General features: G+C 45.9%; 23 protein-coding genes, 1 pseudogene and 4 riboswitches. Of the genes and pseudogenes, 13 read left to right on the forward strand and 11 right to left on the reverse strand.

The window, feature by feature from the left end:
* Nucleotides 1–29: 29 nt before the first annotated feature.
* Nucleotides 30–1,487, forward strand: a complete 1,458-nt coding sequence (locus G4P54_RS20030; RefSeq protein WP_167873650.1) for an aldehyde dehydrogenase family protein — start codon at nucleotides 30–32, stop codon at nucleotides 1,485–1,487.
* A gap of 39 nt (nucleotides 1,488–1,526) precedes the next feature.
* Here G4P54_RS20030 and G4P54_RS20035 read toward each other — a convergent pair whose 3' ends face one another.
* A complete protein-coding gene (locus G4P54_RS20035) occupies nucleotides 1,527–2,363 on the reverse strand; it encodes a YitT family protein (RefSeq protein ID WP_024713206.1) in 837 nt (278 codons plus the stop codon).
* A 72-nt stretch (nucleotides 2,364–2,435) separates the two neighbouring features.
* Nucleotides 2,436–2,538, reverse strand: a riboswitch (guanidine-I (ykkC/yxkD leader).
* A gap of 275 nt (nucleotides 2,539–2,813) precedes the next feature.
* On the opposite strand from G4P54_RS20035, the gene G4P54_RS21710 reads away from it, so the two are divergent.
* The gene (locus tag G4P54_RS21710; RefSeq protein WP_167873651.1) at nucleotides 2,814–3,743 is read left to right on the forward strand and encodes a zinc ribbon domain-containing protein; all 930 of its coding nucleotides are present in this window, start codon (nucleotides 2,814–2,816) and stop codon (nucleotides 3,741–3,743) included.
* 35 nt (nucleotides 3,744–3,778) lie between these two features.
* Here G4P54_RS21710 and galE read toward each other — a convergent pair whose 3' ends face one another.
* Nucleotides 3,779–4,801: a UDP-glucose 4-epimerase GalE gene (galE, locus tag G4P54_RS20045; protein ID WP_167873652.1), complete on the reverse strand. Its 1,023-nt coding sequence runs from the start codon at nucleotides 4,799–4,801 to the stop codon at nucleotides 3,779–3,781.
* A gap of 188 nt (nucleotides 4,802–4,989) precedes the next feature.
* Here galE and G4P54_RS20050 point away from each other — a divergent pair, with 188 nt between their 5' ends.
* From G4P54_RS20050 to G4P54_RS20085, 9 genes and pseudogenes are all read left to right on the forward strand, one after another.
* Complete coding sequence (locus G4P54_RS20050) at nucleotides 4,990–5,463, forward strand: CcdC protein domain-containing protein (RefSeq protein WP_167873653.1); 474 nt, start codon at nucleotides 4,990–4,992, stop codon at nucleotides 5,461–5,463.
* 17 nt (nucleotides 5,464–5,480) lie between these two features.
* Nucleotides 5,481–6,701 carry a sensor histidine kinase gene (locus G4P54_RS20055; protein WP_167873654.1) on the forward strand — a complete coding sequence of 407 codons (1,221 nt, stop codon included), beginning with the start codon at nucleotides 5,481–5,483 and terminating at the stop codon, nucleotides 6,699–6,701.
* Nucleotides 6,688–7,344, forward strand: a complete 657-nt coding sequence (locus G4P54_RS20060) for a response regulator transcription factor (protein ID WP_167873655.1) — start codon at nucleotides 6,688–6,690, stop codon at nucleotides 7,342–7,344. The genes G4P54_RS20055 and G4P54_RS20060 overlap by 14 nt, the downstream gene beginning before the upstream one ends.
* Before the next feature lie 49 nt (nucleotides 7,345–7,393).
* Entirely contained in the window at nucleotides 7,394–8,626 is a 1,233-nt protein-coding gene (gene pepT / locus G4P54_RS20065) for a peptidase T (RefSeq protein WP_167873656.1), read from the forward strand.
* A 103-nt stretch (nucleotides 8,627–8,729) separates the two neighbouring features.
* Complete coding sequence (locus tag G4P54_RS21510; RefSeq protein ID WP_277348577.1) at nucleotides 8,730–8,858, forward strand: hypothetical protein; 129 nt, start codon at nucleotides 8,730–8,732, stop codon at nucleotides 8,856–8,858.
* Nucleotides 8,859–9,132: 274 nt separating this feature from the next.
* Nucleotides 9,133–9,411, forward strand: a pseudogene (locus tag G4P54_RS21430) (hypothetical protein).
* 133 nt (nucleotides 9,412–9,544) lie between these two features.
* On the forward strand, nucleotides 9,545–10,033 hold the full coding sequence (locus G4P54_RS20075) for an LURP-one-related/scramblase family protein (protein ID WP_167873657.1): 489 nt from the start codon (nucleotides 9,545–9,547) through the stop codon (nucleotides 10,031–10,033).
* Between the two features lie 66 nt (nucleotides 10,034–10,099).
* A riboswitch (SAM riboswitch) is annotated at nucleotides 10,100–10,188 on the forward strand.
* A gap of 82 nt (nucleotides 10,189–10,270) precedes the next feature.
* Nucleotides 10,271–11,404, forward strand: coding sequence for a 5-methyltetrahydropteroyltriglutamate--homocysteine S-methyltransferase (locus G4P54_RS20080; protein WP_167873928.1), 1,134 nt, complete (start codon nucleotides 10,271–10,273; stop codon nucleotides 11,402–11,404).
* A gap of 69 nt (nucleotides 11,405–11,473) precedes the next feature.
* Nucleotides 11,474–11,580: riboswitch (SAM riboswitch) on the forward strand.
* A gap of 77 nt (nucleotides 11,581–11,657) precedes the next feature.
* Nucleotides 11,658–12,794 carry a 5-methyltetrahydropteroyltriglutamate--homocysteine S-methyltransferase gene (locus G4P54_RS20085; protein ID WP_167873658.1) on the forward strand — a complete coding sequence of 379 codons (1,137 nt, stop codon included), beginning with the start codon at nucleotides 11,658–11,660 and terminating at the stop codon, nucleotides 12,792–12,794.
* A 51-nt stretch (nucleotides 12,795–12,845) separates the two neighbouring features.
* On the opposite strand, the gene G4P54_RS20090 is transcribed toward G4P54_RS20085, so the two are convergent.
* The 5 genes from G4P54_RS20090 to G4P54_RS20110 form a co-directional block, all read right to left on the reverse strand.
* Entirely contained in the window at nucleotides 12,846–13,619 is a 774-nt protein-coding gene (locus G4P54_RS20090) for a 3-hydroxybutyrate dehydrogenase (protein ID WP_167873659.1), read from the reverse strand.
* A 16-nt stretch (nucleotides 13,620–13,635) separates the two neighbouring features.
* Nucleotides 13,636–14,292, reverse strand: a complete 657-nt coding sequence (locus G4P54_RS20095) for a CoA transferase subunit B (protein ID WP_167873660.1) — start codon at nucleotides 14,290–14,292, stop codon at nucleotides 13,636–13,638.
* Nucleotides 14,289–15,005: a CoA transferase subunit A gene (locus G4P54_RS20100; RefSeq protein ID WP_024713219.1), complete on the reverse strand. Its 717-nt coding sequence runs from the start codon at nucleotides 15,003–15,005 to the stop codon at nucleotides 14,289–14,291. The genes G4P54_RS20095 and G4P54_RS20100 overlap by 4 nt, the downstream gene beginning before the upstream one ends.
* 22 nt (nucleotides 15,006–15,027) lie before the next feature.
* Nucleotides 15,028–16,446 (reverse strand): GntP family permease, encoded by a 1,419-nt coding sequence (locus G4P54_RS20105; RefSeq protein ID WP_167873661.1) that lies wholly within the window; start codon nucleotides 16,444–16,446, stop codon nucleotides 15,028–15,030.
* 151 nt (nucleotides 16,447–16,597) lie between these two features.
* Nucleotides 16,598–17,458, reverse strand: coding sequence for a putative RNA methyltransferase (locus G4P54_RS20110; RefSeq protein WP_167873662.1), 861 nt, complete (start codon nucleotides 17,456–17,458; stop codon nucleotides 16,598–16,600).
* 391 nt (nucleotides 17,459–17,849) lie between these two features.
* Nucleotides 17,850–17,951, forward strand: a riboswitch (purine riboswitch).
* A 126-nt stretch (nucleotides 17,952–18,077) separates the two neighbouring features.
* Between G4P54_RS20110 and G4P54_RS20115 the strand changes: the two genes are divergently transcribed.
* Nucleotides 18,078–19,271 (forward strand): NupC/NupG family nucleoside CNT transporter, encoded by a 1,194-nt coding sequence (locus tag G4P54_RS20115; protein ID WP_167873663.1) that lies wholly within the window; start codon nucleotides 18,078–18,080, stop codon nucleotides 19,269–19,271.
* 42 nt (nucleotides 19,272–19,313) lie between these two features.
* Here G4P54_RS20115 and G4P54_RS20120 read toward each other — a convergent pair whose 3' ends face one another.
* The 3 genes from G4P54_RS20120 to G4P54_RS20130 form a co-directional block, all read right to left on the reverse strand.
* Nucleotides 19,314–19,985, reverse strand: a complete 672-nt coding sequence (locus G4P54_RS20120; RefSeq protein ID WP_167873664.1) for a DUF3298 and DUF4163 domain-containing protein — start codon at nucleotides 19,983–19,985, stop codon at nucleotides 19,314–19,316.
* A gap of 130 nt (nucleotides 19,986–20,115) precedes the next feature.
* Nucleotides 20,116–20,418, reverse strand: a complete 303-nt coding sequence (locus G4P54_RS20125; RefSeq protein ID WP_024713224.1) for a protein YxiS — start codon at nucleotides 20,416–20,418, stop codon at nucleotides 20,116–20,118.
* Between the two features lie 49 nt (nucleotides 20,419–20,467).
* Nucleotides 20,468–22,528, reverse strand: coding sequence for a catalase (locus tag G4P54_RS20130; protein WP_167873665.1), 2,061 nt, complete (start codon nucleotides 22,526–22,528; stop codon nucleotides 20,468–20,470).
* A gap of 196 nt (nucleotides 22,529–22,724) precedes the next feature.
* On the opposite strand from G4P54_RS20130, the gene citH reads away from it, so the two are divergent.
* On the forward strand, nucleotides 22,725–24,005 hold the full coding sequence (gene citH, locus G4P54_RS20135; RefSeq protein WP_167873666.1) for a citrate transporter CitH: 1,281 nt from the start codon (nucleotides 22,725–22,727) through the stop codon (nucleotides 24,003–24,005).
* A gap of 57 nt (nucleotides 24,006–24,062) precedes the next feature.
* Here the strand turns inward: citH and G4P54_RS20140 are convergent, their stop codons facing one another.
* Complete coding sequence (locus G4P54_RS20140; RefSeq protein ID WP_167873667.1) at nucleotides 24,063–25,169, reverse strand: hypothetical protein; 1,107 nt, start codon at nucleotides 25,167–25,169, stop codon at nucleotides 24,063–24,065.
* Nucleotides 25,170–25,284: the final 115 nt, after the last annotated feature.

The following is a 25,284-nucleotide window of genomic DNA, read 5'->3' on the forward strand; positions in this document are numbered from 1 at the left end:
TATGCGGGACCAAAGGAGGCTGATCTTCAATGGGTTTAGAAGCGTTAAACAAAAGTTATATCAACGGCAAATGGACCGAGGGGGAAAGCGGGCGTACGGAGGACATTTTGAATCCGTATGACCAGTCTGTCATTACAACAGCATCTTTAGCAACGGGCAAACAGCTGGAGGATGCTTTTGACATTGCACAGCAGGCGCAAAAAGAGTGGGCTAAGAGCACAGCAGAAGACCGAAAAGCAGTCCTGAAAAAAGCGCGAGGCTATCTACAGGAAAATCGTGATGAGATCATCAAGATGATCTCCCGCGAAACCGGTGGAACGATCATTAAATCAACGATTGAGCTCGAACAAACAATTGCGATATTAGATGAAGCGATGACATATACCGGCGAATTAGGCGGCGTCAAAGAGGTTCCATCTGATATTGAAGGGAAAATCAATAAGATTTACCGTCTTCCGCTCGGTGTCATTTCATCGATTTCTCCATTTAATTTTCCGATGAATTTATCGATGAGAACGATTGCGCCGGCGATTGCGCTGGGAAACAGCATTGTTCACAAACCCGATATCCAAACCGCACTGTCCGGCGGAACCATCATTGCAAAAGCGTTTGAACACGCCGGTCTCCCTGAGGGTGTCCTCAACGTCATGCTGACGGATCTAAAGGAAATCGGAGAGAGCATGCTGACCAATCCGATCCCGAGATTAATCAGCTTTACAGGATCTACCGCTGTCGGGCGCCGTATCGGCGAAATCGCCGGGCGTGACTTCAAGCGGATGGCCCTTGAGCTCGGCGGCAACAACCCGTTTGCCGTCCTTTCAGACGCGGATGTCGATCGTGCTGTAGACGCCGCGATTTTCGGGAAATTTATTCATCAGGGGCAAATCTGCATGATTATCAACAGGATCATTGTTCACCAAGATGTGTACGATGAGTTTGTTGATAAATTCACCGCCCGTGTCAAACAGCTTCCCTACGGCGATCAAACCGATCCGAAAACCGTTGTCGGTCCGCTGATCAACGAGCGCCAAATCGAGAAGGCGCTGGAGATCATTGAGCAGGCAAAGGCGGACGGCATTGAACTTGCGGTTGAAGGAAAACGTGTCGGAAACGTCCTCACACCGTATGTCTTTGTCGGTGCTGATAACGACAGCAAGATTGCCCAAACGGAGCTGTTTGCCCCGATTGCCACCATTATCAAAGCCTCCAGTGATCAGGAAGCGATCGACATGGCTAATGATACGGAATACGGTCTCAGTTCGGCGGTTTTTACCTCTGATTTAGAAAAAGGCGAAACGTTCGCCTTGCAAATTGACAGCGGCATGACCCATGTCAACGACCAGTCCGTCAATGATTCGCCGAATATCGCCTTTGGCGGAAACAAAGCAAGCGGAGTCGGCCGCTTCGGCAATCCGTGGGTGGTCGAGGAATTTACCGTGACGAAATGGATTTCGATACAGAAGCAATACCGCAAATATCCTTTTTAAACGAACGAATCCCTCTGCTTGACGTGCAGAGGGATTTTTTTATTTAGATATATCAACAAATCCTTCGCCAAATACATCGCGTACATCATGAACGATCACAAACGCTCTTTTGTCGCAGCTTCTGATAATTTTCTTCAGCATGGACAGCTCTTGTTTGTTAATGACGATATACAAAATCTCTTTCGCCTGGCCCGTATAGTTTCCCTTTCCTGATAAAATCGTCACGCCCCGATCCATCAAGGTATTCACCTGCTCTGCAATCTCACTCTTATTTTCCGAAATGACCGTAATCGCTTTTTTCGTATTCAAGCCTTCAATAATGAAGTCCATCACTTTCGTTCCAATATACAGCATTACAATCGTAAACATCATTCTTTCCGCACCAATAATAAAATAAGAGCTGAATACCACAATTAAATCAAAAAACAATAACGCGTAGCTGATATTCCAATCTAAATATTTATTAGCGATTCTGGCCAAAATCGCAGAACCGGCTGTCGTGCCGCCAACCCGGATAATCATCCCAATCCCGACTCCCGCAAATACACCAGCGAAAATCGTATTGATGATCAATTGATCAGACGGAATGCTCCAGCCGTGTGTCAGATGAAGAAAAAGCGAATTCGCCGCCACAGCAATCATCGTATAGACCGTTGTTTTTCCGTCCAGAAACTTGTATCCGATTAAAAGCAGAAACGCATTTAAGATAAAGTTCGTCACACCGGGAGACCACTGAAACACATAATACAAAATGAGCGTAACCCCAGTGACCCCGCCCTCCCCAAGGTCATTGGGAATGGCAAACAAATTAACCGCAAGCGCGAAGAAAAAAGCGCCAACCACAAGCGTAAGCACATCCAGTATTCTCTTTTTCATCACAAAACACTCCTTCTCCATTGTTCTCTCAAATAAAAAAACCCAGGAGGACGCTCTCTCAAAAAGAGCAGAAACTCCTGGGCTTTTATCCCACCGTGTCATAACAGCCGGGCTGCTATGTGTTTTCTCTCGGTCACAGTCCAATTTGCATTGCGGAACCCTAGAAAACCACTGTTTTTACCATATCATTTTCACTTTCAATATTAGCATTATAAGGGACGGTTGGAATTGGTTCAAGGGGTATTTGCGGAGATGTAACCAGTAAATTAAGAGAAAAAAGAAAGAAGTATCAGCTGTTAATAAATGAAAAATTTGACCGATATGATATAAAGTGCCTTTTATAAAGAATATTAATTAAAACTCATTATCAATTTATCATTGACTATACGAAAATATATAGGCAAAATAGAACATATATTTAAAACATTTAATTACATAGGAGGAAATATAATGCCAGAAAAGATGCAACACTGTAAAACTTGCGGTCAAGAGATTGCAAAGGGTGTTAAAAAATGTCCGAACTGCGGTAAAGATCAACGTAACTTTTTTATGAGACATAAAATCATTACGATCATTCTAGCGATAGTAGTCATTTTCATTATTGCAAATCTCGGAAACAGCGGAGATTCTCAAGCTTCTAAAACATCAGCCAGCTCCCACTCTAAAAAAGCAACAAAAACAGTACAAAAGGCCGATATGGAAAAACTATATACCAACGCAGACCAATTTAAAAATTATAAAGTTGATCTGTATGTAAAGGTTTTTGACGTTGAACAAGACGAGGATGGTACATATCTTCAAGGTTATAATAATCCAGAAAAGTTAAGCAAAAATACACTTATTATGAGCGACGACTCTAATTTAGATATTAAAGATGACGACATTATTCATGTAGTCGGTACGGTGAAAGACAAATATGATGGTGAAAACGCATTAGGCGGTTCCGTTTCAGCTCCAAGAATCATTGCCGATTCCATCGAAAAAAGCGACTATGCAACAGCTTTCGCCCAAGCTCAAAAAACAATTAACGTGGATAAAACACAAAACCAGCATGGATTTGCACTCACGCTTCAAAAAGTTGAACTTGCTGAAAAAGAGACTCGTCTGTATGTAAAGATAGAAAACAAATCAAAAGATGAAATTAACTTTTATGATTTCAATGCTAAAATTACAGCAGATAATAAACAGATCGAGCCCAAATCCGACCTTTCAGAGTATCCTAAAATTCAAAGTGAAATTTTACCGGGAGTTAAAACAGAAGGGATTATTGTTTTCCCTAAAATCGAAAGCAAAACAGCAAAGGTTATTTTAGAAGGATCTTCTGAAAACTACGATATTACAATCAATCCATTTACATTTGAAGTAAACTTAGATAAATAAAAAGAAGAGCTGGGGAAAACCCCTAGCTCTTCTTTTTATGATTTTACACTCTTATACCCATTCACATTAGAAGACTGCCATCTCCAGGAATCAGCACACATTTCCTCCAGGCCTCGTTTCGCTTCCCAGCCCAGTTCCCGCTTGGCTTTTGCAGGGTCGGCGAAGCAGGTAGCGATGTCTCCCGGGCGACGGTCCGCAAATTTGTACGGCACCTCTTTCCCTGACACTTTTTCAAAGGCTTTGACCATTTCAAGCACGCTGTAGCCTGTGCCTGTTCCGAGGTTGTAGGCGTCGGCTCCTGTAGCGTTCAATACTTTTTCCAGCGCTTTGACGTGGCCTTCCGCGAGATCAACGACGTGAATATAATCGCGTACACCTGTCCCGTCTTTTGTCGGATAATCATTGCCGAATACGCTTAATTGCTCAAGCTTGCCGACAGCGACCTGCGCCACATACGGCATGAGGTTATTCGGAATGCCGTTCGGATCTTCACCGATCCGTCCGCTTGGATGCGCGCCGAACGGATTAAAGTAACGAAGCAGCGCGACGCTCCACTCATTATCGGCTGTATGTAAATCACGTAATATTTGTTCCAGCATGAGCTTTGTCTGCCCATAAGGATTTGTCGCGCCTAATGGAAAGTCCTCTGTAATTGGTGATGTTTCCGGAACGCCGTATACAGTCGCGGATGAACTGAACACGATTTTCTTGACGCCGTATTTCTCCATGACCTCACATAAAATAAACGTTCCCGTCAGGTTGTTATGATAATATTTGAGCGGAATCGCAACAGATTCACCGACAGCTTTTAACCCCGCAAAATGAATCACAGCTTCGATTTCATTTTCCGCAAACACGGAATCTACCGCTTCCTTGTCCAATAAATCGGCTTCGTAGAATGTTACATCTTTTCCCGTAATCTCTTTGACGCGGTTCAGTGCCTCAGCCGAACTGTTGGATAGATTATCAAGAACGACAATTTCATAGCCGCTATTTAATAATTCAACACATGTGTGGCTTCCGATGTATCCGGCTCCGCCAGTAACAAGTATTGCCATGATGTAAAACCTCCTAAAAAATGACCTGATATTATTATATAGTGTTTAGAACCTTCCTACATCCATTTTTAAGAAGTTTAATCGTTTATTAATAGTTTTTTCATATTCCAGACCAGAAAAATCAATCTGCCGGTTGACGTTTTCTATCGTGATATTCGCTATGCTTAATGCAGAAAGGATTTGATGACATGGCGATGAGCCCATATATTTTTATTGTCTTTATTCTTATTATTTTCTCGATGTACCGGGAAAGAACCGTGAGACCCGGGAAATTGCTGATCATTCCGCTGTTGCTGTTATGGGGCGTATCAGCATCATTTCAGCCGGCGTATTTTCATTCAGCTTTACACGTTGCGGTCAGCGGCCTTTTATTACTGATCGGGCTGGCCTGCGGGTTTGGCGTCGGAAAGATGGTAAACGTGCGGCTTCACCCGGAAACCGGAAAGGTCACTTCACGCGGCTCCCTTGGAAGTGTTATCCTCATTCTAGTGATACTTTCTTTGCGGATGGCTGCGAGAGTATGGCTGCCTGAGAGCAACGAGATTTTTATTTCCATTATTCATTCTATGTTCTTCATTCCCCTCGGCACCATCACAGCCCGCAACATCATGCTTTACAAAGAATACAGACGGCTGACCGCTGGCAAAGTATCGATTCAATAACTGAAAGAAGGGCCAGCATGAACCGACAATCTCCGGCTCGGCACTACAAGAAGCTTGTGCCGAGCCTTATTCTCATTTTGAATTGCATACAATTTTTATCTCACCCAGCTAAAGCTGATCCCATTTTGTTAGCGTTTGTGTTTGCGGTATACTTAGCATTTATTTGGATCATTCCCTATGTGGCATCCGTTGCTGTCAATCTGTGCATATTTACCGGGCTTTGGCTCCTGACCGTTTTCCTTTGGGCTGTTTCCGGCCAAGAGCAGGGAGCCGCCTTTTTCTTAATTATATTTTTAATGGTTTATGCGGCTATAAAGCTTCCAGCACGCCTGTCCTTGATCTGTACGGTGTTCCTAATTGGCGGCAACGTTTTCTTTCTGCACTTCATTTTTGCCAGCAGCTGGGACGATATCGTTAGCAACATCTCAATCATGATCGGACTGTACGTCTTTTTCTCCTCCATGCGTTTTAGGCGAGAAGCAAGAAGAGAGGCTGAACGGAATCATGCTGAATTGGCGAAAATGCACGTGAAGCTGGAGCAGGCGCATGAAGAACTCCAGAAAGCGCACGCAGAGCTGCAGGAGGCTTCTGTTCTTTCGTTAAGGTACGCAGTCCTTGAGGAGCGCACAAGAATTGCCCGCGACATTCATGACAGCATCGGCCATGAGCTGACTTCTGTGATTGTTCAGCTTCAATCTCTCCCCTATATTCTGAAAAGCAGCAAGGAGGATTCAGAAAAAGTCATTCAAAATGTACTGAATGTCGCCAGAGAATGCCTTCAAGAAGTACGGTCTGTCGTTCACCAAATGGGCAGAAGCGAATCGATGGTCGGTCTTACCGCTTTGCGGGGGCTTATTCATCAAGTGGAGGAACGGAGCGGTTTGCACGTTTCTTTAGACACTGCCGGCCTGTCCGAAGAGTATTGGCCTCAAAATGTAAGCGAAACGATCTACCGCATCTTACAGGAAGCGCTGACCAATATCATTCGTCACGCTCACGCTTCTCATGCGGCTGCCGTTATATCTAACGACGAGACCTATCTCTATGTCACAATCACCGACAACGGGCAATTCACCGGTAATCTGACTTATGGATTTGGCCTGACAGGAATGAAAGAGCGCGCTGAAAAAGCAGGCGGTTCCCTGTCTCTCAGCGCCGTACAGCCGAGCGGCCTGCAAATTGAGCTGGTATTGCCGCTCGCCACAACGAATAAGGAGCAAAAAGATGAACAAAGATAAAATACTCGTCGCACTTGCCGATGATCAGCCGCTTGTGCGCGAAGGCTTTCGCTATATCATCAATGCACAGCCGGATATGATGGTTTCCGGTGAGGCCGGCGACGGTCACGGCATCATTGCACTGGCAAAGCAAACAACACCTGACGTCATCCTAATGGATGTCCAAATGCCGCATTGCTCAGGCATCGAAGCGGCGAAAGACATTATAAACGCACTTCCAGATACAAAAATTGTCATTTTAACGACCTTTGATACGGAAGAATATGTGTTTGAAGGCATCCGCGCGGGTGCAGTCGGCTATCTGCTGAAGGACACACTTCCTGAAGAATTAATAGACGCCATCCGCGCCGCGGCCAGAGGCGAAGCGATTTTCCGTACAGCCACAGCGGCTAAAATTATCAGCGAGACATTTCGCTCGAAGCAGCAAACTCAAGCCGAAGAACCGGCAGATCCGTTTACTAAAAGAGAACTTGAAGTTCTTCAGCAAATGGCCTATGGGCTAAGAAATGAAGACATTGCTGAAAAACTTTTCGTCAGCGAAAGCACCGTGAAAACCCACGTGCACCGCATCCTGCAAAAATGCAATGCCCAAGACCGGACACAGGCAGTCGTTTTTGCCATCCGAAACGGTATTGTGCAATAGAAATCTCTCAACCCGCCATGATAAAATAAGACAAAGGAGATGATTGGAAATGAAAGAAAAAATCATTGAACGGTTTACTACATACGTAAAAGTCGACACGCAGTCCGATGAATCCGTTGACACCTGCCCTTCCACACCCGGCCAATTGACGTTAGGAAACATGCTCGTTGATGAATTGAAATCAATCGGCATGCAGGACGCAGCCATTGATGAAAACGGCTATGTCATGGCGACTCTTCCCTCCAATACTGAAAAAGACGTGCCGACAATCGGCTTTCTCGCCCACGTCGACACCGCCACAGACTTTACCGGCAAAAACGTGAATCCGCAAATCGTTGAAAGCTACAATGGTAAAGACATCGTTCTCAATGAACAGCTGCAGGTTATCCTGTCGCCTGATCAGTTCCCTGAGCTGTCCGGCTATAAAGGCCACACACTCATCACCACAGACGGCACCACCCTTCTCGGCGCAGATAATAAAGCCGGTATTGCTGAAATCATGACAGCCATGGATTACCTCATCAAACACCCTGAAATCAAGCACGGCACGATCAGAGTCGCCTTTACGCCTGATGAAGAAATCGGTAGAGGGCCGCACAAATTTGATGTAAAACGGTTCAATGCGTCCTTTGCCTACACAGTTGATGGCGGCCCGCTCGGCGAGCTTGAGTACGAAAGCTTCAATGCAGCTGCCGCAAAAATCACGATCAAAGGCAACAACGTACATCCCGGCACAGCAAAAGGCAAAATGATCAACTCTGCGAAAATCGCAATGAAGCTGAACAGCCTGCTGCCGGCAGACGAAGCACCCGAATATACAGAAGGCTACGAAGGCTTCTACCACCTGCTGTCAATTCAAGGCGATGTAGAGGAAACAAAACTGCACTATATTATCAGAGACTTTGACAAAGAAAACTTCCAAAACAGAAAAGAAACAATGAAGCGCGTCGTTGAAGAGCTTCAAAACGAATACGGGCAAGACCGGATTCAGCTTGATATGAACGATCAATACTACAACATGAGAGAGAAAATCGAACCTGTCATCGAAATCGTCAATATTGCCAAGCAAGCGATGGAAAACCTCGGCATCGAAGCGAAGATTTCTCCAATCCGCGGCGGCACGGACGGGTCTCAGCTGTCCTACATGGGACTCCCGACGCCAAACATCTTTACAGGCGGGGAAAACTTCCACGGCAAATTTGAATACATCTCCGCCGATAACATGGTCAAAGCCGTAAATGTTATCGTTGAGATCGCAAAGCTGTTTGAAGAACAGGCGTAATGCCGAAAGCCAGTCCAAAAAGGACTGGCTTTTTTGTGTGAAAACGAAACATTTTGAACACCTCCTCCGTAAAACAAGTATCAACGGATAAGGAGGAAAAACAATGACAAAACATGCGATAGCTGCAAAAAGTCTATTGAAAAAATGGATCATCACCAGGCCACTTAGAATGCAAAAGAAATCGAGCCCATTTCAAAAAATCAGAAAAATGTTCAAACGCATCTTCAGATAAAACATTCAAATCCTCAAAACATAGCCCGCATTCTCTTGTACCGCCCAAATGCTCCGTAATTTGGGTTTTTTGTGTTCAATTCCGCAAAATAGGGTATAAACCAAACAAGAAAGAAAACGAAACCTAAAAACAGGAAATTCGAATTACGATAATTTAGGTTAAAAGTTATATAAAGGAATTTATTTTATCGTCGATAGTAACTATAGAACCAATCATCAACAAGAATAATCACCATAATGCAAGACTATTTTCAGGTCAACAGGTTAGACTGTTTTTGAGGGGCAGTTATTTATTTTTTATTGATTTCGAATTTTTTGAATACTTTTCGATAACTTAACCGTACAATAGAGAATACCAAAACTTTTTTTGGGAGGTATGTAAAATGATCCTATTTATTATCATCGCATTATGCGGCTATCTTCTTTTTTCTTTCAGCAAGGATAATCGCCGCAAACCGCAAAAGACAAGCCCTCTGCCAGCAGCCGCACCTCATCACAACAACCTAATCGACCTTGACGCCATCCGCCAAAAACGCCGGATGCATCTATCCTAGTTCATATATCAAACGAAAAGGCTGCTGAATAACGCAGCCTTTTCATTTTGAAAACTTAGATTTGGAACTTGAAACCTTTTTGCCCCCTATTCGTAATCTTTTATAAGGGCAAATTCAAAAGGAGACTTCAGCCATGATCGATTTATTTATGAAACAAAAAATGTTCTCATTTAAAGATACATTTCATATTTATGACCGGGATGAACAAGAGCACTTCAAAGTCGAAGGGCGGTTCTTTTCGTTAGGGGACTCATTACAATTGACAGATTCATCGGGGAAAACGCTCGTTTCCATTGAACAAAAAGTGATGTCATTTCTGCCGCGATATGTGATTTCAATTGACGGGAAAACGGTTTGTGAGGTGACGAAGAAATTAGCGTTTTTCAAACCGAAATTTGAGATTTCCGGGCTTAACTGGGAAATTGACGGGGACCTGTGGAAGAATGAATTCCAGCTGACTGACGGGGAAAATGTCCGGATGTCGGTGAGCAAGAAATGGCTCAGCTGGGGTGATTCTTATCATCTGCAGATTGCAAACAAAGAAGATGTGCTGATTTGCACAGCCATCGCTATCGTGCTGGATATGGTCTTATATGACGATGATGATGAGAGTCTTTTCTAAAAAAGAGTTGACAATTGATCAAAAAGTAATAATATTAAGATAATTGAAATCTGAATATGAAGATGTACCTTATCAAGAGAGGTGGAGGGACTGGCCCTATGATACCCGGCAACCGCTGTTTCAAACAGAATGGTGCTAAATCCTGCAGATGAGGCGGAGATTTGATCGTTCAAGCTCTTCCTTACATAAAGGGAGAGCTTTTTTATGCTTACACATTTGAGAAAAGAGGCGAATGACATGGCTGAACAAACAAGTCTTACAGGACACAAAACAGAAAAACAACACAAAGCTCCTTTCCGCGCTGATCATGTCGGCAGTTTACTGCGCTCCGCTCCGGTGAAAGAAGCCCGGCAGAAGCAAGCGGCCGGCGAGATCACTGCGGAACAGCTTCGTGAGGTCGAAAATCAAGAAATCAGCCGCATTGTGGAAAAACAAAAAGAAATCGGTCTCGAGGTGGTAACAGATGGGGAATTCCGCCGCTCTTGGTGGCATTATGACTTTTTGGAAGGGCTAGACGGAGTGGAACCGTTCATTCCGGCTGAAGGGATTCAGTTCCATAACGCGAAAACAAAAGCACGAAGCATCAAAGTGACGGGAAAACTTGATTTTACGAACCACCCTGCGCTTGCTGATTTTCAATTTTTACATGAGATTGCCGGCGATGCGACACCAAAGCTGACAATTCCGAGCCCGAATATGCTGTTTTTCGGTAAAAAGGCTGATAAAGCGATTTATGACGACCAAGAGGAATACTTTCATGATCTGGCCCAAGCGTACAAAAAAGCAATCAAAGCCTTTTATGACGCCGGATGCCGCTATCTTCAGCTTGATGATACGTCATGGTCTCTCTTCTTTGAGGAAAAAGGCAGAGAGGTTGTTCAGGCGCTCGGCGGCGATCCAGAAACATTGCCTGCCTTGTTCGCCAAAACGATTAACGATGCAGTGGCAGACCGGCCTGATGATTTAGCAATCACAATGCATATTTGCCGCGGCAACTTCCGTTCAACTTGGGCGGCATCAGGAGGCTACGACGCTGTAGCGGAAACGATTTTGGACGGCTTAGACCTGGACGGCCTGTTCTTGGAATACGATGATGACCGCTCAGGAAATTTTGATCCGCTTCGTTTCGTAAAACGCAAGGATCTGCAAATTGTTCTCGGCTTAATTACATCAAAATACGGCGAGCTTGAAGATCCAGAAGATGTGAAACGCCGAATCAATGAAGCGGCGCGCTTTGTCAGCCTTGATCAGCTTTGCCTCAGCCCGCAGTGCGGTTTCGCCTCTACAGAAGAAGGAAATCTTTTGACAGAGGAGCAGCAATGGGCGAAGCTCCGCCATGTCATCGACATCGCCAGCGACGTGTGGAGATAATCTATCATTGACAGATAGATAAAATGTGTGAATAATAGATACTATCAGAAAATTTCATAAAAAAGGTTTTCCTTATCAAGAGAGGTGGAGGGACTGGCCCTGCGATACCCGGCAACCGCTGTTTAACAGAATGGTGCTAAATCCTTTAGAGCAATGATTGCTCTTGAAGATAAGGTTGAGATTGTCACGCAAGCTCTTCCTTATCCAAAGGAAGAGCTTTTTTATATTTGAATGGAAAGAAGGAATGGACAACATGTCACAACAAACAACACCCGCAGAACAAAAATCACTTCAAAGAAAAAAACCGCCGTTTCGCGCGGATCAAGTCGGAAGCTTGCTGAGATCTGAGCCCGTCAAAAAAGCGCGGCAGCAAAAAGCGGCCGGCGAAATGACAGCTGAACAGCTTCGCCAAATCGAAAACGATGAAATCATCCGCATTGTGGAAAAACAGAAGGAAACCGGCCTGAACGTCGTAACAGACGGTGAATTCCGCAGAGCGTGGTGGCACTTTGATTTTCTGGAAAACCTGGATGGCGTTGAGCCGTTTATTCCCGAGCAGGGCATTCAATTCCACAACGTACAAACAAAAGCACGCGGCATTAAAGTCACAGGTGATATTGACTTTTCAACTCACCCAATGCTTGAAGATTACTCATTTCTCCATAGCATTGCCGGTGACGCGACGCCAAAAATGACGATCCCAAGCCCGAATATGCTGTTTTTCCGTGGAAAACTGGAAAAGGATGCGTACAAAAACGACTATCAGCTTTTCCAGCATGACGTATCCAAAGCATATAAAAAAGCGATTCAAGCGTTTTATGACAGAGGCTGCCGCTACCTCCAGCTTGATGATACGGCATGGGCTGTTTTCTTATCAGAAAAAGGCTTAAAACAAATCGAAGCGTTCGGAACAACGCCTGACGAGCTTCGACAGCTGTTTGCGAAATCAATTAACGACGCGATTGCAGACCGTCCGGATGACTTGACGGTAACCATGCATATTTGCCGCGGCAACTTCCAGTCCACTTGGACAGCGGAAGGCGGCTATGACGCAGCTGCTGAAACCATTTTTGACGGCTTGAATCTGGACGGGCTTTTCCTGGAGTATGATGATTCACGCTCAGGCGGATTTGAACCGCTCCGTTATGTGAAGCGCTCTGATCTTCAGCTTGTCCTTGGCTTAGTGACATCTAAATTCGGCGAGCTTGAACATCCGGACGACGTCAAACGCCGTATCGAAGAAGCGTCCCGTTATGTGAACTTAGATCAGCTTTGCCTCAGCCCTCAATGCGGATTCGCTTCAACTGAGGAAGGCAACAAGCTGACGGAAGAACAGCAATGGGCGAAACTCCGCCATGTGGTTGAGATCGCTAACGATGTTTGGAAATAAGCAAAGAAAAAAACACACTGGACTCCCTGGCGGAGGAGGTGTGTTTTTTTGTCACTGAGCGGTGTAGCCGCCATCTAGAACGACAGCCTGCCCGGTAACGCCCTTCGCTTTTTCGCTTGCCAAAAACACCGCATAATCTGCGATTTCCTTGATGGAAAGCAGCCGTTTTTGCGGCACAAGCGGAAAAATGACCTGTTCAAGTACCGCGTCGTACGGGACATTTCTCGTTTTCGAAAGATCGCTCAGCTGATTGCGGACAAGCTGTGTATCGACATAACCCGGACAGAGCGCGTTGACTGTAATGCCGTGGGGCGCGCCTTCCAGCGCCCCGACCTTTGTCAGCCCGATGACGCCGTGCTTGGCGCTATTATAAGCGGATTTCCCCGCAAAGCCGACTAAGCCATTAACAGACGCGATATTGATGATTCTGCCAAACTGCTGTTTTTTCATGATTGGAAAGACATGCTTCATCGCGATAAATGGAGCCGTCAGCATGACCTTGATCAGCTGTTCAAAGGTTTCTGTCGGAAACTCTTCTATTGGGGCGACGTGCTGAATACCGGCATTGTTCACCAAAGTATCCAAGCGGCCGTATCGTTTCCGGATGCCATCCACCGTCTCAGCGACTTGCGCTTCCTTTGTTACATCACACGGAATGGCGGCTGCGTCAAAACCTTCTTCGGCAAGCTTGGAAGCGGCCTCTTCACATGCTTTCTGGTGAAGATCCGAAACGATGACGCTGGCGCCTTCTCGGGCGAATTCTCTTGCGATTTCGAATCCGATTCCGCCGGCTGCCCCAGTGACCAAGGCGACCTTGTTTTTCATGTCAAACACCTCCCCATTAAGAATTTTGCTTGAGCACAGACTGGTTTACAGCGAAATCAGCCTCTGTTTTTTCATAAACCTCTTCAATTGTGACGCCTTCCTGAAGCTCTGTCAGTGTCATGCGGCCGTTATCAAAATCAAACACTGCCAAATCTGTAATCAGCCTGTGCACCACTTTCTGGCCTGTCAGCGGAAGGGAGCATGTTTTCTTCACCTTTGACTCGCCATGCTTATTGACATGCTCCATGATGACAACAATCCGTTTCGCTCCATTGACGAGATCCATGGCACCGCCCATCCCTTTGACCATTTTGCCGGGGATCATCCAATTGGCCAAATCACCCTGCTCAGAAACCTCCATGCCGCCAAGGATAGCCAAATCGATATGCCCGCCTCTTATCATTGCGAATGATTCAGCGCTGTCAAAATAAGAAGCGCCCGTCACTTCAGTGATCGTTTCCTTTCCCGCGTTGATCAAATCCGCGTCTTCCGTCCCCTCCACAGGATACGGGCCGATTCCGAGCAAACCGTTTTCTGATTGAAGCATGACGTGAACGCCATCGGGTATTTCATTTGCGACAAGCGTCGGCATTCCAATCCCAAGATTGACGTTCATGCCATCCTTGATTTCTTGTACGGCCCGTTTCACCATTCGTTTTCTCGCTTCCTTCATTTCGCCTCACCCTTTCCCGAAGCTTGCCGAACTGTCCGTTTTTCAATCCGCTTTTCATGGCTCGCGCCAAGCACGACATGCTGTACGTAAATTCCCGGCGTATGGATGTGATCTGGATCGAGCTCTCCCGCTTCCACAATTTCTTCCGCTTCGGCAATGGTGATCTTGCCTGCCATGGCGGCAACGGGATTGAAATTTCTCGCCGTTTTACGAAAAACCAAATTTCCCATGGTGTCCGCTTTCCACGCTTTGACGATCGCCACGTCGCCGATGATGCCTCGCTCCAGCACATATGGCCGGCCTTCGAACGTCTTGTGTTCTTTTCCCTTGGCTATTGAGGTGCCGACCCCTGTCGCCGTGTAAAACCCGGGTATGCCCGCGCCGCCGGCACGAATCCTCTCGGCGAGCGTTCCTTGGGGAACAAGCTCGACTTCAAGCTCTCCGCTTAAAAACTGCCGTTCAAAAATTTTATTTTCACCGACATAGGATGCGATCATTTTCTTGATTTGCTTATTAGCCAAAAGCAAACCAAGCCCCCAGTCATCGACTCCGCAATTGTTGCTGACAACGGTTAAATCCTTTGCTCCCTGATCTCTTATCGCCAAAATGAGCTGGTCAGGAATGCCGCACAACCCGAATCCTCCGGCAATCAGCGTATCCCCGTCGTGAATCAGTTCCGCAGCTTCCTTACTTGATGACAGCACTTTTCCCATATTAACGCCCCTTCGTTTTCTTTTATACAAGACCCGTCAGACTGTAAACTGCGATCACAGCAAATACGGCAGCCGTTTTAATGAGTGTGATCGCAAAAATATCCCGATATGATTGCCGGTGAGTCAGTCCCGTCACAGCCAGAAGCGTGATGACAGCTCCATTGTGCGGCAGCGTATCCATGCCGCCCGATGCCATCGAAATGACCCGATGCATGACTTCCGGCGGAATGTTGTAAGCCTGAATCGCCTGCAAGAATTGATCCGACATCGCGCTTAACGCAATGCCCATCCCCCCTGAAGCCGACCCGGTGATTCCAGCCAGCGCCGTTGTCGTGACGGCCCCGTTTACAAGCGGGTCGGTAAAGGTGTGCGAAATGCCGCTGCTTAGCTTTTGAAATCCCGGCAGCGCGGCGATAACGCCGCCGAAACCGTATTCTGCACCGGTATTCATGGATGCCAGCAAGGCGCCGCCGATCCCTTCATTCAGCCCCTCCTTCATTTGGGCAAACACTCTTCTCCAATCAAATAAAATTGTTGTGATGATGCCAATGATCAAAGCCAGCTCCACCGACCAAATGGCAGCCGCCGCAGAAAGATCAAGCTTGCCAAGCTCCTTTAAACCGATCGACGAAAAATCAAATCCATTCGGATACCACTTAGGAAGGTATATAGTGAAACATTTATTCATTGCACCTACGAGTATTAGCGGGCCAAAGGCAAGCGCATGCTGAAGCGGGCTTTTGTCAGGTTCGGCCGCGAACTCGGACGTCTCACGAGTGGCCGGACGCTCCGAATCAAAACCGCCGTTGCCTTCGCCGGATGACTGCGCTTTTTTTCGCCTCGATTCCAAATAAAGCATGCCTGCTGCCAGCACGATCACTGCGCCGATCAAGCCGAGCCAAGGAGCGGCATAAATGTCTGTTTTGAAAAACGCCGTCGGGATGACATTTTGAATTTGCGGCGTCCCCGGAAGTGCATCCATCGTAAACGTAAAAGCCCCTAAAGCAATCGTTCCCGGGATAAGGCGTTTCGGTATATTTGCTTCTCGGAACAGATTTTTCGCAAAAGGATATACAGCAAACACGACAACAAACAGGCTGACGCCGCTGTACGTCAAGATCGCGCCCATCAGCACAATGGCGAGTATCGCTCTTTTCGCCCCGACAAGCTTGACAATCGTTTTCGCAATCGATGCCGCAAGACCGGACATTTCAACAACCTTTCCAAAAATCGCCCCAAGCAAAAATACCGGAAAATACAGCTTAATAAACCCCGCCATCTTCTCCATAAAAATTGAGGAGAAAAAAGGAAGCACATGGCTTGGATCTGTCAGCAGCACCGCGAACAACGCGCACAGCGGCGCAAACAAAATGACAGAAAAACCCCGATACGCTGTAAACATCAGCAGGCCTAACGCTAATAGAATGATGATCAGTTCCACATACAACCCCCGTTCCCGCGAACTAGAAAGCGTTTGCAAAAACCTGTCCGCATCGGCTTTTTCCGTCCCCTTTTCATATGTACGGAAAAAGGGGGCCAACTATTCCGATAAAAAAAGGAAAGCTCCTTTTTTCGGAGCTTTCCTCTGTCATTCATCTCATGCCCATCAGGATATCAACATCAACCGTCATTTCGGCTGATGTCATCTCTTTCAGCAAGCTGACTCTTTCTTCCGGCGCCGACCAGGCGAGCGGCGTCATCTTCAGCAGCCAATGGATCGCTTGCCGGTTAAGCATTTTGGCATAGCGCACCCTCACACGGCGGCTGTTTCCCACATTCGCTGTAAAACGCTCAACAGCTGCCGCATTGGAATACGTGCGCCTTGGTGAATCAGTATATAAAAATTGCCTTAATTCTATTAAGTAATCTCTTCGGGGCACTACTTTTACGAGCATGCCATCATCCTTCAGCAGCCTATGAAACTCTGCGTAATTGGACGGCGAAAAAATTGACAGGACAACATCAAATTGATGGTCAAGAAAGGGAGCACGCGCCACATCGGCAACCGCCCACATTTGATCTTTGTATGTCTTAGAAGCTTTTACAATCCCATCCTTCGAAAGATCGATGCCGGCTCCTGCGGCTGTTTTCCCTGCATAATCAAAGCCGCAAAGCGCGTTCAAATGAGAACCCTCACCGCATCCGCTATCCAAGATCGTGAATGTCTCTTGGCCAGATTTGGGGGGACTGATGAGATCTGCAATCGCATGATGGAGCGGATCAAAAAATTCACATTCGCCAATCAGCCTGCTTCTCGCTTCAAAAAGCCCGGCATCGTAACCCGTTTTGACCGGCTTTGTCAGGAAATTCACGTATCCGTGCCGAGATCTATCAAATGTGTGCCCTCGTTCTGTACAAATCAAGCTTTTTCCTGAATCCGCATCCATGGAAGAACCGCAAAGCGGGCATCGAAACATGGACGCGAATTGGCTGACATCAGTTGTTCGTTTCATGATAAAAAACACCTCATTCACTCATTTTTAGATAAATGAAAAAGGCATAGACAAATAAACCTGGGCCTTTCACAAAAATTGGCCAGGTCTGGCAGATTGTCTATACCTGTCATTATCTAAAACGAATGAATTGGATAATCATGAAAATAGCTCCCTTTTTTGTTGTATGGGGTTTCCCCATTTTCATGATACAACAAACTTCAGGGAGCTGAAACCAAATATTGAAGAGGCTAACAGCACTGCAATGCTGTTAGCCTCTTCAACATCATATCAACATAGCTATCCAGCATGTTTTCTCTTTAGTTTCTGATTTCAAAATATAAATTTTATTATTGTGAAAATAGTTAAAAAGGTTGATTTTCAAAAAGTGAAAGGATAAAATACTGCTATCATCTTAGAAAAATGACATTCTTGTATATGATCAGTAATATGGTCTGATTGTTTCTACCTAGTAACCGTAAAAAACTAGACTACAAGAAAGTTTGAATAAATTTGAACGAGTTGAAAAGGACAAGTTCTTTTCTGTTTGCTCTTATTTTTCACACTTTCTGAACTTCCAGAATTTGTGAAAAATAAGAGCTTTTTTGTTTCCAAAATAAATATCATAGGAGTTGCTATCATGTATTTTTTATTAAACCTTGTCGGTCTCATTGTGATTATGGCAGTAGTATTCCTATGTTCTCCGCAGAAAAAGAAAATCAAGTGGCGCCCGATCATGACGTTAATTGTTCTGGAATTGCTGATTACTTGGTTTATGCTGGGAACAAAAGTCGGGAGCTGGGCCATCGGAAAAATCGGTGATTTCTTCACTTGGCTGATTGCTTGCGCCAGTGACGGTATCGCGTTTGCCTTCCCGTCTGTCATGGCGAATGAAACAGTAGACTTTTTCTTTAGTGCACTTCTTCCAATTATCTTTATCGTCACATTTTTTGATATTTTAACCTATTTCGGTATTTTGCCTTGGCTGATTGATAAAATCGGTTGGGTGATTTCAAAGGCTTCCCGCCTGCCGAAATTAGAAAGCTTTTTCTCTATTCAAATGATGTTCCTTGGAAACACAGAAGCGCTTGCGGTCATCCGTCAGCAGCTTACGGTCTTAAACAACAACCGCCTGCTTACATTCGGCTTAATGAGCATGAGCAGCATCAGCGGTTCCATTATTGGATCTTACCTGTCAATGGTGCCGGCGACATACGTGTTTACAGCGATTCCTTTGAACTGCTTAAACGCGCTGATTATCGCAAACCTGCTGAACCCTGTTCACGTGCCGGAGGATGAAGATATCATCTATACACCGCCTAAAGAAGAGAAGAAAGACTTTTTCTCTACGATTTCTAACAGTATGCTTGTCGGCATGAACATGGTTATCGTTATTTTGGCCATGGTGATCGGATATGTAGCATTAACATCAGCGGTCAACGGCATTCTTGGCATTTTCATGCACGGTCTGACCATCCAGACGATTTTTGCTTACCTCTTCAGTCCGTTCGCCTTCCTGCTCGGGCTGCCGGTACATGATGCGATGTATGTCGCTCAGCTGATGGGAATGAAATTGGCGACGAACGAGTTTGTCGCAATGCTTGACTTGAAAAACAATCTTACATCACTTCAGCCTCACACAGTTGCGGTTGCGACGACATTCCTGACGTCATTTGCCAACTTCAGTACGGTCGGCATGATTTACGGAACATACAACTCGATCCTTGACGGCGAAAAGTCAACGGTCATCGGGAAAAACGTATGGAAGCTCCTCGTCAGCGGAATTGCGGTATCTTTACTAAGTGCTGCGATTGTCGGCCTGTTTGTGTGGTAGACATATTGAGCCATATCCTTAAAAGGGATATGGCTCTTTTCGTTATTGATAGATAGAGGAAGGCACTTGTACATCCCGGATTCCGGCTACATAGGGTCCCAAATCATACTGGCCGAAAACGATGGCGATCCCGTTTTTCGTAAAGGAAAACATTGTGTCTTTGTTAAGGACGATATCCTCTTTCTTTACATCAGGGAAAAACAGCTCATCGTGTTTTTTGATATAGCTGTACAGATAGTCTTTCGTTTTGCTGACTTTTGTTTTGGTGTTCAGAATCTGATTCAGCGTCACCCGCTTTTGTGCTTTCAAGTCATAGTTGAAAGACTGAACAGACGTTAAACCGTGGGCGCCGCCTGAATAGACATAATTGAGTGTTTGAATGCTGAGCTTGCCCGCCGCATTGTATTTGACGCTGTAGGAGGTTTGATATTCCGTTTTGAAGCCCTGCTGTTCGCCTGCTTTTTTGTTTTTCAGGTATTCCTGATACGATTGTTCAATGTAGGCTGTCAGCTCTTGATTGATGTTCTTTTCAAACGCGGCGTTCCCGATGTGGTGCACCTGTGGATACTTTAATTCCTTGATCTTTTTGTACGTATGGCTGCTGACAGTCGGTGTTTTCGCCTGAACCGCTTTAGTGAAAGGGGCCGCATATGCAAATACAGAAAAAAGCAAAACCGCAATCCCCGCGGCTTTCAGCATGTGATTCCATTTCATACGATCTCCTCCTTTGATGTCGTTGTTTATCATTCCCTTTTTTAAGCAAGGTACACTTTTATAGACTGGCCAAATCAAAAAGATGTTGCTAGGTCTAACAGCTCAATTTTTTTCAAAAAAAAAGAGACAATTAATGTCTCTTTTGCTGATTACGTTCAGAAATCGCTTCGTGAACCGCTTGAGCCAAATCTGTATTTCCGAACATCTCCAACACCCCAATGACAGCCTGGTCTGGAATATGTTCTGCTTCGTGTTTCGGCACCACCAGATCGTCCATGGTTTTTTTCAAGCTTTCATTGAGCTTTTGCTGCGGATACGCTTTGCCGTACAGCTCCAGCGGATCAAGATCATGGTTCACGCACCATTGGGCAAACACCAAAATCATCATATTTTCATCGCGTTCGTAAGCTTCAGCGAGCTGTTTTTCGTTCATTTGTCATGCTCCTTATGAAAAGTATCTTTCTTTAAGATACAGGAGCTGATCAAATTCGTCTATCCCAATGGCGGTGAGCGGCGACCGCCTCGATAAACGACTTGCTGAAGGCGGTGTAGTCCGCTTCACCTTTCGCAGTTACGATTCCCGGTCCCTCTGTTGTCCCGACAGCGGTTTGAAGAAGGTCAACGCCTTCATTTGCCGCGCCGACCGCCTTATAGTGATTGTAGGCTTCACTGATAAACGCCATCGCTTGTTTGTTGTCTTTTAACTCTGGTCCTCCTGCGACATAGACGGCATCATACAGAACAGAATCAGCCGTCAGGAACGTGCCGCCGGCTTCAAGCTGCTGTCCGGTGCCGCTTGTGATGTACCCCAGGGTTTGGCTGATGATATCCGCTGTGACCCCTTCCTGCTTTAAGGCGTCCAGCACGGTTTGCAGCTCTTTTTCATCAAATCCATTTCCTGCGAGAACGGCGACTTTTCTCGTTGCCGCGGAATTCACTGTGCGGGCTTGGCTTAACGCAGGAGAGGTGAGAATTTCTTTAGATTCTTTCCGTTTTGCCGGCGGCGCCACGCCTACCCCTTTGGCGATTTCTTCTGATAAGCCTGCATCGACATTACTGAAGACGTCAACGACCTGCCGCTGCACGTCCTTACTTTTGACCTTCCCGACCTCGAAGCAGAAAGCAGAAATAATGTGCTGCTTCTCCACAGGAGACATGCTGTTCCAGAACAGCTTCGCCTGTGAGTAATAATCGTTGAAGCTGTCACTCCGCTGGCGGATTTTTTTGCCCTCCACTTTTTCCTGATAGTGGACATAGCCGCCTTCTTCGGCTGTCGCAGGCGACGGATCATTGTTTTGTAAAGAGTTCTTATGATAAGCGACCGGTCCCTTATTGATCGTCATCCGGTGATAGCCGTCATACTGGTTGTTATGAAACGGGCATACCGGCCGGTTAATCGGAAGCTCATGGAAGTTCGGTCCGCCAAGACGAATCAGCTGTGTATCCGTATAAGAGAAAAGGCGTCCCTGCAGGAGCGGGTCATTTGTAAAATCGATGCCCGGCACGACATTTCCCGGGTGGAATGCGACTTGTTCTGTTTCCGCAAACACATTATCTTGATTGCGGTTCAGCGTCATTTTCCCAATGATTTTCACCGGTACAAGCTCTTCTGGCCACAGCTTGGTTGGGTCAAGAATATCAAAATCGAATTTGAACTCATCTTCTTCATCTATCATTTGCACACCAAGCTCATATTCAACCGTGCCGCCGTTTTCAATCGTTTCCCACAGGTCGCGGCGGTGGAAGTCGGGATCTTTCCCGGCAATTTTCTGCGCTTCATCCCATACGAGAGAATGCACGCCGAGAACCGGCTTCCAGTGGAATTTCACGAAACGCGCCTTTCCTTGTTCATTGACAAAACGGAAGGTATGAACGCCGAAGCCTTCCATCATTCTGTAGCTGCGAGGGATGCCTCTGTCGGACATCGTCCACATCACCATGTGAGCGGACTCAGGATTATTGGCGACAAAATCCCAAAACGTATCGTGGGCGGTTGCGGCCTGCGGCATTTCATTGTGTGGTTCAGGCTTAAACGCGTGAACCAAATCAGGGAATTTAATCGCGTCCTGAATGAAAAATACTGGAATGTTATTTCCCACTAGATCATAGTTTCCTTCTTCCGTATAAAATTTCGTCGCAAAGCCTCTGGCGTCCCGCACCGTGTCGGCGGAGCCTTTAGAGCCCGCGACCGTCGAAAAGCGGACAAATACCGGCGTCTTCACAGAAGGGTCCTGCAGAAATTTGGCTCGTGTATACTCGGTCATCGGCTCGTAAACCTGAAAAAAGCCATGCACGCCGTACCCGCGCGCATGCACAACACGCTCCGGAATCCGCTCATGGTCAAAGTGCGTCATTTTCTCCCGGAAGTGAAAATCCTCCATCAGTGTCGGGCCGCGAACCCCGGCTTTTAACGAGTGCTCATCCTCTGACACCCTCAAGCCTTGGTTTGTCGTCATTTTCTTCCCGCTGTTATCCACCCTGTACTGCTCAAGCTGCTCGTCCTTTGAGTGTTCATTTACACGTTTGTTTTCATCATTACTCATGTCTGTTCCCCCTTTTTAAAACGAAACATTCTACAGACCTTTACCCGCAGCATGCTTCATATAAACCGCGAATCCGCTCAATAGGATTTTAGGTCTACAAATCAGGATGAGGTCATACATATTTGAAATAAGCCTTCTTCTCAGAAATAAATATTGGAAGCGCTTACTTAAAATGTTGAATGGGGGAGGTCATATCGTGCTTGCCATACTCGGTTTTGTGATGATCATTGTTTTTATGTACCTTATTATGTCTAACCGGCTTTCCGCTCTTATTGCTTTGATTGTCGTTCCTGTTGTGTTTGCCCTGATCAGCGGCTTTGGCAAAGGTCTCGGCGAGATGATGATTCAGGGCGTTACAGACCTCGCTCCTACCGGGATCATGCTGTTATTCGCCATCCTTTATTTCGGCATTATGATTGACTCAGGTTTGTTTGATCCTCTCATCGCCAAAATCCTATCACTTGTCAAAGGAGACCCGTTAAAAATCGCTGTCGGCACAGCGGTTCTGACGATGACCATTTCGCTGGACGGAGATGGGACAACAACCTATATGATGACCATCGCGGCGATGCTGCCTCTTTACAAACGGCTCGGCATGAACCGTTTGGTATTAGCAGGAATTGCGATGCTCGGTTCGGGCGTCATGAATATTATTCCGTGGGGCGGGCCGACGGCAAGGGTTTTAGCTTCCTTAAAATTGGACACGTCGGAGGTCTTCACACCGCTGATTCCCGCCATGGTTGCGGGTGTTTTCTGGGTAATCGCCGTTGCTTATATCCTCGGAAAAAAAGAGCGGAAGCGGCTCGGTGTCATTTCGCTTGATCACGCGCCGTCCTCTGATCCGGATGCAGCGCCGCTCAAGCGTCCCGCTCTCCAATGGTTTAACCTGCTGCTCACTGTCGCTCTGATGGCCGCGCTGATCACCAGCCTGCTCCCGCTTCCTGTTCTTTTTATGACCGCGTTCGCCATCGCCTTGATGGTCAACTATCCAAATGTCAAAGAGCAGCAGAAACGGATCTCGGCGCATGCGGGAAACGCGTTAAACGTTGTGTCCATGGTATTTGCGGCAGGCATATTCACAGGCATTCTCTCCGGCACAAAAATGGTGGATGCCATGGCGCATTCTCTCGTTTCACTCATTCCTGATGCCATGGGCCCGCATCTGCCGCTAATCACCGCCATCGTCAGTATGCCGTTCACCTTTTTCATGTCGAATGACGCCTTTTACTTCGGTGTCCTTCCCATCATCGCAGAAGCCGCCTCCGCTTACGGAATAGACGCCGCTGAAATCGGAAGAGCCTCTCTGCTGGGCCAGCCGGTGCATCTGCTCAGCCCGCTTGTGCCTTCCACCTATCTATTGGTCGGAATGGCGGGTGTCAGCTTTGGCGACCATCAAAAATTCACCATCAAATGGGCCGTGGGGACAACGATTGTCATGACAATTGCGGCGCTGTTGATTGGGATTATATCATTCTAATGAGAAAAGGATTTCCGCTGGCGGAAATCCTTTTGTGCTGTATCCTTTTAAAATATTTTATTGAATATACGAAATGACTGGCAAGCTTTCAACGCCTGATGCATAGTAATAATTCAAAACGCTGAAAAAGTCGATTGCTTTGCCGGTTTTTACATCAACGATTAAAATATGATCACCATAGTTTTGATCATCTGCATCGAGTCTTCTAGGTGTTTTTTTGCCTAACGTATCTAGAAAAGAGTCATTGTAACCTACCCCTGTTCGATACGCTGATACATGATGCATAAACAGAGTCCCTGTATCTAAATAAACCATCACTGCCGAATTTGAACTCGCATAACTTGAACGATAAGTCACAGGATCAGAAACGCTTTTCACTTTCACAGAAGAAATAGAATGGGTGCGCTGATTATATCCGTCGCCATATGAAAAATAATATACTCTTTCCCAACTTAATGAAGATGTTTTTGTGCTGGTATTGTACAACAATGTCCCGTTTGCATAGACAGAGCCGTCTGCGTACTCAGCAACAAAGGATTGCAGATTAGAGGTGATCGACTTTACATTTGTGTAATTTGAAGGGTTTTTTGCATTTAACTGAATGTTGTATGAATCACCCATCGTTCCTTCAGAATAAACCCGAATCATATAATCACCGGCAGGAAGCTCTTTTAAAAGCACTAAGTTCCCCGCATCCATTGTAATATTAGTCGGCTGCGCTTCACCCGTATCCCAATTGACAACATACAGCTTTAAATAGTACTGACTGTTGCCAGACAAAATCCGTGTGATCAGAGTTCGATCTGACGAAGTGCTGAAGAAATACATATCGTCAGGGTTATTTTCGTTAAGGGCAGATGAAGTTTCAAATACTTGGTCTTCGGAGTTGTACGTGGAAGTGGTTTTAAAAACATTCTCATTGGCAGGCTTTTTCACTTTTATTGTTTTTGCTTTTTTATCCTTTTTAAGGCTTCCCGCATCCGCTTGCTTTAAAGAAGGATCCTCAATTTCCTTATGATTTTTCAACGTTTCCTGCTGCTTCATAATCGCTTTCTCTTTTGGCACATTTTGCGCTGCAGCAGCATTTGAGTTCAGACAAAAGCTAAAGCCCACAATCAAAACAATACACAAAAAGGGTAATGAAAATATTTTTTTGTTTTTCATATACAAACTCCTTCCAGATTTTATACGTTATATATCGGCAGGATACTTTAAATCGTTTACATTTATTACTCAATGTTCATAATTTGTATATTTTTAACTAACCCTTCTGCGTTTC

This window comes from Bacillus tequilensis (assembly GCF_012225885.1).
Lineage (GTDB): Bacteria > Bacillota > Bacilli > Bacillales > Bacillaceae > Bacillus > Bacillus tequilensis.